This is a genomic window from Peribacillus sp. NPDC056705 (assembly GCF_043656335.1).
The window spans coordinates 57,891-65,667 of record NZ_JBHTYI010000024.1 but is presented as its reverse complement, the minus strand read 5'-3'; the positions used below and the strand labels follow the sequence as shown (position 1 = coordinate 65,667).

Genomic DNA, 7,777 nt, shown 5'->3' with positions numbered 1-7,777 from the left:
TTCTATCAAGAGATTGGCCAAAAAGGCGGAGAAGCAACATCCGAAAATCATGATAAGGAATTCTATCAAGAGATTGGCCAAAAAGGCGGAGAAGCAACATCCGAAAATCATGATAAGGAATTCTATCAAGAGATTGGCCAAAAAGGCGGAGAAGCAACATCCGAAAATCATGATAAGGAATTCTATCAAGAGATTGGCCAAAAAGGCGGAGAAGCAACATCCGAAAATCATGATAAGGAATTCTATCAAGAGATTGGCCAAAAAGGCGGAGAAGCGACATCCGAAAAACATGATAAGGAATTCTATCAGGAAATCGGCGAAAAAGGCGGAGAGGCACGGGCCAATCAACGAGATGGTTCCGATGATGGAAAAATGAGCCGTGAAGAAGCAGGACGCAAAGGCGGGCAAAAAAGCCGCCGTTAAAATATAATCGAGGAAACTCATAAAAAACCGAGGGAGCAACCATTCCCTCGGTTTTTTATGCCATCACATGGAAATTCCCTTCACAGCACATTCCAAAGTGTGCTTGGAAATTAAAGTGGGTAAAGAAATAACACCTGGAATAGAAAGAGGTGATGAAGAAGTTGATTGTCCATGATTCATTTCCCCGTTTAAAAATAGGCGGAGTTACATTCACTGCACGGCATTCATTGCTTGCTCTTGGTCTTGCGGGCATCGCTTATCTCATTTCAAATAAGAGGAAGCATCAAGCGGTATTCAAAACGGCTTCATTGATGTGTAAGATCGAACGGAAAGAAGATTCCATAAAGCTTATGTGGCCTGATGAAGGTGGTTTCTATCGGGTATTCAGGGGGCAAGAGCTGATTTACAGCGGGCCGGAGCCAAGGATGGCAGATCAGGGACTGACTCCAGGAACCATCTATACGTACACGATAGATAGCTTGAATGGAAAAAAACAGGCAGTGAACAGGATGAAAATACAGACATCAACGACCGCCGAGAATAAAAAAGAGGATAATATCCTTTTGGATTTGGTATTCACCACGATTGTCGCGAAAGGCCAAGCCAGCCTGGAATGGGAGCCCATCAAGGGAATAAAAGAGTATCGGGTATACCGAAACGGCATGGATATTGGGAAAGTGGGTGGATGTTCCTTCAGTGACCGGAGTATTAGTGATGAGCAGGAATACACTTATACCATTAAAGCAAAGCGGCCCCTTCCGCGTTCAGAGCAGGAGTCCTATGCCGTGAAATCCCTTGTAGCAAGTATTGTCGGAGCCGTAAAAAAAGGTTCATCCCAAGCACAGGCAGCGATCGAGGAAATAACGAATACTAAAAAGATAGGACCTGTAAAACAGCTTTTGCACCCAGGTGAAAACCCCGAGGATGGTAAAAAGAAAAGAAATTGGCAGCTGCGCTATTCCACCTTTTTACCGGAAGGGTGGCTGAAGAACCCCAATCTTGCCTCAAAGGTTCCCTATTTTAAAGGAGACAACCGCGGGTTTGATCCTGAATCATCCCGTTTCCGGACTAGGGTCGATGTGAACATTCACGAAAAGGAAAGTGAAGCCGAGATTGAATGTACCAAAGCAGTCGGGAAAAGTGAGGCCTACAATCATGATGGGGATTTCCTTGAAGAAGGAGTGGCCTCGGATGAAGACATTGTAGTGAAGCGCGTATTAACCAATCATGAGAAAACGACGATTCAGCTGACACACTCCGTAGGCAACCCAATCATCATTTCTCCTGCCGTGGATTATAAAGTGATCGGGACCTTTTACCGAAATGGTGAAATCAATATAGCCGGCTATCATGATCAGGCACCGCATCACGAGGTCTACCTAAAGGAGGCAGATGAACAGAACTGGGCCCCCCTGCACTTAGCGGAAAACAAAGGGCTTGAAATGATGGCGCATCCTACGGCCAACCATTTATGGAGATATTCCACATTTACACAATGAAAAGGACGAAAAGCAATGATTGCCGATCGTCTTTTTTTTACCATTTCTAATACAAAAAAACAAAAAGGACCTCGAATTACTTGAAGTCCTTTTTGCTTGTTGATGAGGTCTTTTTTATAAAAACCGCTTTCGAACACTTGGCGAAGGCAGCATACAGCTTTCTTCTTTCTTTCCGAACCATTTGTAACGGTTCCTGGCAATGTAATCATACACGAAGTTCCGGATGAAGCTTGGAACGATGATGAAACCGTAAAGCAATTTCCACGTCCCTTGCAAGCGGCGGCAAATCCTCAAGGCAGCAGACGATTTATAGTAGGCCTTATCCCTTTCGATCAGCACCATGCTATCTATATCTGCAGGAACATCATACTTCTTCAGCAACTCTTGTCCCGCCTCACTTTGAAGCGAAGCGTAATGAAAAAGCCCCTGCGGATCCCGCTTTATGATGAATTGGACACTCGAATCGCAAAAGTTGCATTCCCCATCAAATAAAATGACCGGATTCATGAACATTCCTCCTATAGAGAGACGTTATCATACTCATGCTTCTATAATACACTACCCGTTTTGGTAAGGCGAAAACATATGGAACTGCTTGGAGATTTGAAATTTTGGAAGGGATTATACGTTCCGGCCAGTCACTAAACGGGTGTGCCATAAGAAGGCTGCAATTGGCGGTTGGACCCCTAGTTTAAGTCTCTGTTATCAAACTGTTATTTGCCATTAACTATCCTGTAAACAAGCTATGATATGGTAGATACTCCATTGAATTTCCTTTAGTAAAAAAGCCGGCAATCCTTTTTTAGAGGAAAGCCGGTTTTTTCATTCAAAGCATAATTAAGGATTAGGAAATATAACGAACAGTTTCCTTAAAGGGAGGTAAGATTTAATGAAACGTGATCCTTATTTTGATAATGCGAAAGCTGTTTTAATCGTACTAGTGGTTTTAGGACACACATTAGCTCGAATGGTAGAAGAAAACGAATGGATTTTAACTATTTATTTGTTTGTTTTTTCATTCCATATGCCAGCTTTTATTTTAGTATCCGGCTATTTTTCAAGAAAGATAAAAAGTAAAAAGGACCTTTGGATGCTAATAAAGAAAATATTGATTCCCTATGTAATATTCCAGGTGATTTATACCTTTTATTATCAGAAGTTATTTGATGAACCAATTGAATTCTCAATATTGACCCCAAGGTGGGCCTTATGGTTCTTAATAAGCTTATTCTGTTGGAATATATTATTGTCAATATTCACCTCAAGGAAATATGGAATCGTTTCTTCGATAATCGTATCTCTAATAATTGGTTACATCGGTGAAGTAAATGAATGGTTAAGTTTGTCGAGAACGTTCTTTTTCTTTCCTTTCTTTTTAATTGGACATTTTTTAGAAAAAGATCATTTTGAATGGGTTAAAAAGCAAAGGAATGCCCTAATCGGCTGGGGTGTACTAGGGTTAATCTTTGCCGGCATTTATTTCTTTGGTGAAATGACCTGGAGGGAATGGTTTTATGGCCGTTTAGGTTATAAGGAATTAATGGAAGGTTCCATTGCCCTCGGTTTTGTATATAAGCTGATCGTTTATTTAATCATGGGAGCGGCCACTTATAGTTTCCTTTGTATTGTTCCTAGAAAGCAGACGTTTTTTACTGAAATAGGATCCATTACATTAGTTATTTATCTTTTTCACATGTTTATTCTGGAATATGTTTATAACTCATTTATTTATGATTGGATCAAAGAAAGTGGCCAATATTATGTTTTATTAGCCATATCTGTAACGATTATATTTATATTATCAAGAAAGCCGATTGTAAAAGTGGAATGTATGTTAATAGGAATGAAAATGAAAACATAACAGATTTTCAACACCTATAAAGTAACCACCCCTTTAGTTTGAATGGTTCAGACTGTAGACAAACTTGATAAAAACAAGTTTGTCTAAATTTTTATTTAGGTTTATAAAACCTCGAACGTCGATTGGAACGTAGGGCACTCGCTTTCCGCGGGCGGTCCGGGAGCCTCCTCGGCGCTTTTGCGCCTGTGGGGTCTCCCCTCGACGCGCTTTTCCCGCAGGAGTCTCGCACCTTCCGTTCCAATCAACTTTGTTTTGAAATATAGATAAAACCCCTTTTGTCTACAAACTCAGCCCTTCAGTTTGAAGGTTTTTTTTTATGAAAAGATTTAGTGATTTACAAAAATATCTATTTAAAGGGGATTGAATGAGGTCTCCAATAAAAGGGTAATGACCCTAATAAAGTTATTTTAGGAAAGAAAATGAAGGTCGTTATCCGAAATGTTTCCAAAATTATTAAAGGGGAATTACTTTTGTATTTCACTTTCAATAAAACATCTTTTACCTTTCGGATTTATTTTATTATGACTATATAGAATTGACTACCATTAAAGGAGAGGCATATGAAAAAGTTTTTCTTCATCTTCATCTTGGCTTTAATCCCCTTCGCCTCTACGACTGTAAGTGCAGAATCTGACTTACCTCTCAATAGTGAAGCAGGGATCATTATTGATGCGAATAGTGGGAATGTATTATACGAAAAAAATATGAATAAAAGGATGTATCCAGCCAGTCTAACGAAAGTTGCCACGGCTATATATGCTATAGAACACGGGGATCAGGACGAACTGGTGACGATAAGCAAAAAAGCAGCGGAGGCAGACGGTTCCTCGGTATTTGTGGAACCTGGGGAGGAAATCGAGCTTTCCAAATTAATTGCAGGAATGCTGATCAACTCCGGAAATGATGCAGCCATCGCAATTGCCGAGCATATGTCTGGTAGTGAAAAACTGTTCATGGAAGATTTGAATGAGTTTTTAAGAAAAGAAGTAAACGTCACCGATACTCATTTTACGAACCCCCATGGATTATTTGACAAAGACCATGTAACGACAGCCAGTGACCTTGCGAAAATTACCCAATATGCAATGAAAAATGAAACGTTCCGTGAGTATTTTGGGAAGAAGGAATTACCATGGGAAGTGGAAACATGGGACACCACTCTAGTTACCCATCATAAAATGTTAAAAGGCGAACTCCCCTATAAAGGAATAACCGGCGGGAAAACCGGTTTCGTCAGTAAATCCGGTTACACCCTGATTTCCACTGCCACTAGGGGAGAACAAGAATTGATTGCCGTCACTCTGAAAGCCCCTTCAGACAAGTTTGCTTACTCTGATACTAAGCTTTTATTCAACTATGGCTTTGAAAACTTTAAATCAGGCAAAATTGATAAAAATAGCATACTTTATTCAGCGGACTACTCTAATTCCTACAAGCTGAACGAAGACTTATACTATACTCATTTAATGAATGATCAACCAAGTCTAAAAACGAGTAATGATGGAATTCTCTCAATCATGAACCAACAAGGGGAAGCAATAGATTCCTTTGACCTTAAAATGGTAGCTGATGTCAGAAACACAGTATTGCCTGCCCCAATTAAAAAAGAAACAATCGATGATAATAAGCTAATGAATTTTCTTTACCATCGGTAGGTTTCATCATTTTCACTGAAAAAATCACCGCATGGAATCAGAGGCGCTGCCTTATACATACCCCGGATTAAAGGGGATGGAAGAGTGCACTTATAATGACAAATAGGTGTACTCTTCTTTTAATGATGATCTCAGGATATGAATATTCATTTAGAGGTACCGCAACCGAATTGGAAATGGAGTATATGACCATAATAGTGTTAAATATGACTATTAGGGATGATTTCATGATGTATATCTATAATGATTATGGGGGAACACATACCACGTCTTTGGCTGCCGCATATCATTTAAAACAATTACCTCAATCGGAAAGAAAATTAACTTCGGAAGAAATATTAAATGTAAAATATTTTAATAAATTTACGAAAGAGGATGCTGGAAAGCTAATTTTTCGCGGGATCGATGAAGAGGGCAACTCCGTTTATACAATTGGACATAGAAGAGACAAACTGGTGGTTCCAGCATTAAAAGAATTGACTTTACTACTAGAAGAAAAATTTCATTTTAACGAAGTAATAGTATTCTCCAATACTTCACCAACTGTACCTATTGCTATGTCTATAGGGGGATATTTATCAAGAGCATTGAAAATTGATTTTATAGGTGTACCATTATTGCTTATAGGTGCCAAACAATGCTGTGATAATATTTTTCGTCTTGTTGAAAATACGAAACAAATCGGGAAAGCAGCGAATGAGGAAAAAGTGATTATATTGGAAAATGAGATATACAAGTAATACTAATGAATTTTAATAAAATTATAATGTCGATATATTAAGTCAACAAATGATGTTGGCTTTTTTTGTTATGTTACTGGATGGAAAAGGGGTGCTGCAAAAGCCTCTTTTTATGGAACTAAAGGGGCAGTTTATTTCAATATGGAGTAAGTATTTTTTTTTTTTTTTAGAAAAAAAAGGAATTAAAATTGAAAATTAACAATATAAATTGTTATAATTAGTACCAGGTATTAATACTAACTTCTAATTAAATAATGGGGTGAGCGTATGATAGGGGCCAGAATAACAGCTATCGGGACATATGTACCAGAAAAAAAATTAACAAACTTTGAACTTGAGCAAATGGTCGAAACGAATAATGAATGGATTATTCAAAGAACCGGGATTCATGAACGAAGAATAACCCGTCCTGATGAATTTACCAGTGATTTATGTGTATCTGCAGTAAAAGATTTAATGCACAGATATAATAAAAAAGTCGAAGATGTTGATATGATTATTGTGGCAACAAGCACACCAGATTTACCATTCCCATCTGTCTCAAGTATCATACAGGACCAATTAAATATATCCCAAACAGGTGCCATAGATTTAAGTGCAGCGTGCGCAGGATTTGTTTATGCAGTACATACAGCACACAGTTTAATTTCTTCTGGGCTCCACAAAAAGGTACTAGTTATTGGAGCGGACACACTCTCAAAAATTACAGATTATACAGATAGAAATACATGTGTTTTATTTGGTGATGGTGCTGGTGCGGTATTAGTTGAAAGAGATGAACAATCAAAAAGTCTCATTGGATTCCATCTAGGAAGTGATGGGAGGGGAGCACAACATGTATATCGGTCTGGACTATCAAAAAAGATCAATGGGATTGAGTTAATAGATACTCAATATCTTGTACAAAATGGTAGAGAAGTTTTTCGATGGGTTGTAAGAAATGTTCCTGAAAGTATAAGACAGATATTAGAAAAAACGCAAACGAGTTTAGATCAAGTTGATTGGTTTATACCTCATAGTGCTAACTTAAGGTTGATAGAGCCTATTTGCGAAAAATTAGGATACCCAATGGAAAAAACGCTTTATAGCTTAGTCAACTTTGGAAATACCTCTGCTGCAACCATTCCTTTAGCTCTTGATCTTGGAATCCGTAAGGGAAAAGTCAAAAATGGAGACCGAGTTCTTATGTACGGATTTGGATCTGGATTGGTTCACGCTGGACAACTTTTAGAAGTGAATTTTGACGAACAAATTAATACTCCTACACCGTTGTGATGTATACAAAGTAATCATTTAGCTAAACAGTGATTTGATGATTAAGGATGTACTTATGGAAATGCTGCATTTCTTTCACTACTAGCTAATATCAGCGCTCTCTGCTTCAGAAAAATTGAATTGCGATTTTACAAAATGTAAAAAATAACCCCGAAAAATCGGGGTTATTTTTTATTTACTTGATGTCCGCTTTTTTTGGGGCTCTGTGAACTTGTGTTTCCAATTTGAAATTCATTACCTAGTTCAACATCATTTCTTTTATCCTGTTTCTCGATTTGCTTTCTCGTTTGATCCTTGTTTTGCATCCCTTGTTTAGACAATACG

8 protein-coding genes are annotated in these 7,777 nt (G+C 38.3%); 6 read left to right on the top strand and 2 right to left on the bottom strand.

Translation table 11 applies throughout. The annotated features are described in order from the left end of the window. A partial coding sequence (locus ACFRAK_RS21255; RefSeq protein ID WP_394572457.1) for a KGG domain-containing protein occupies nt 1–423 on the top strand: 423 nt, incomplete at its 5' end. A 152-nt stretch (nt 424–575) separates the two neighbouring features. Continuing rightward, a complete protein-coding gene (locus ACFRAK_RS21250; protein ID WP_387704921.1) occupies nt 576–1,922 on the top strand; it encodes a DUF3238 domain-containing protein in 1,347 nt (448 codons plus the stop codon). 114 nt (nt 1,923–2,036) lie between these two features. Here the strand turns inward: ACFRAK_RS21250 and ACFRAK_RS21245 are convergent, their stop codons facing one another. Beyond that, entirely contained in the window at nt 2,037–2,429 is a 393-nt protein-coding gene (locus ACFRAK_RS21245; RefSeq protein ID WP_192206337.1) for a thiol-disulfide oxidoreductase DCC family protein, read from the bottom strand. Nucleotides 2,430–2,811: 382 nt separating this feature from the next. Here ACFRAK_RS21245 and ACFRAK_RS21240 point away from each other — a divergent pair, with 382 nt between their 5' ends. From ACFRAK_RS21240 to ACFRAK_RS21225, 4 genes are all read left to right on the top strand, one after another. Further along, nucleotides 2,812–3,783: an acyltransferase family protein gene (locus ACFRAK_RS21240; RefSeq protein WP_394572454.1), complete on the top strand. Its 972-nt coding sequence runs from the start codon at nt 2,812–2,814 to the stop codon at nt 3,781–3,783. Between the two features lie 560 nt (nt 3,784–4,343). Further along, nucleotides 4,344–5,438, top strand: a complete 1,095-nt coding sequence (locus ACFRAK_RS21235; RefSeq protein WP_387600476.1) for a D-alanyl-D-alanine carboxypeptidase family protein — start codon at nt 4,344–4,346, stop codon at nt 5,436–5,438. Nucleotides 5,439–5,665: 227 nt separating this feature from the next. After that, nucleotides 5,666–6,178: a DUF3189 family protein gene (locus ACFRAK_RS21230; RefSeq protein ID WP_387601007.1), complete on the top strand. Its 513-nt coding sequence runs from the start codon at nt 5,666–5,668 to the stop codon at nt 6,176–6,178. Nucleotides 6,179–6,445: 267 nt separating this feature from the next. Further along, the gene (locus tag ACFRAK_RS21225; RefSeq protein WP_394572452.1) at nt 6,446–7,453 is read left to right on the top strand and encodes a ketoacyl-ACP synthase III; all 1,008 of its coding nucleotides are present in this window, start codon (nt 6,446–6,448) and stop codon (nt 7,451–7,453) included. A 164-nt stretch (nt 7,454–7,617) separates the two neighbouring features. On the opposite strand, the gene ACFRAK_RS21220 is transcribed toward ACFRAK_RS21225, so the two are convergent. Beyond that, nucleotides 7,618–7,773: a hypothetical protein gene (locus ACFRAK_RS21220; protein ID WP_394572450.1), complete on the bottom strand. Its 156-nt coding sequence runs from the start codon at nt 7,771–7,773 to the stop codon at nt 7,618–7,620. Between the last annotated feature and the right edge of the window lie 4 nt (nt 7,774–7,777).

Excerpts from the sequence above, each read along its gene's own strand:
- ACFRAK_RS21250 (WP_387704921.1), top strand. The coding sequence starts at position 576 with ATGAAGAAGTTGATTGTCCATGATTCATTTCCCCGTTTAAAAATAGGC.
- ACFRAK_RS21235 (WP_387600476.1), top strand. The coding sequence starts at position 4,344 with ATGAAAAAGTTTTTCTTCATCTTCATCTTGGCTTTAATCCCCTTCGCC.
- ACFRAK_RS21245 (WP_192206337.1), bottom strand. The coding sequence starts at position 2,429 with ATGAATCCGGTCATTTTATTTGATGGGGAATGCAACTTTTGCGATTCG.
- ACFRAK_RS21240 (WP_394572454.1), top strand. The coding sequence starts at position 2,812 with ATGAAACGTGATCCTTATTTTGATAATGCGAAAGCTGTTTTAATCGTA.
- ACFRAK_RS21230 (WP_387601007.1), top strand. The coding sequence starts at position 5,666 with ATGATGTATATCTATAATGATTATGGGGGAACACATACCACGTCTTTG.
- ACFRAK_RS21225 (WP_394572452.1), top strand. The coding sequence starts at position 6,446 with ATGATAGGGGCCAGAATAACAGCTATCGGGACATATGTACCAGAAAAA.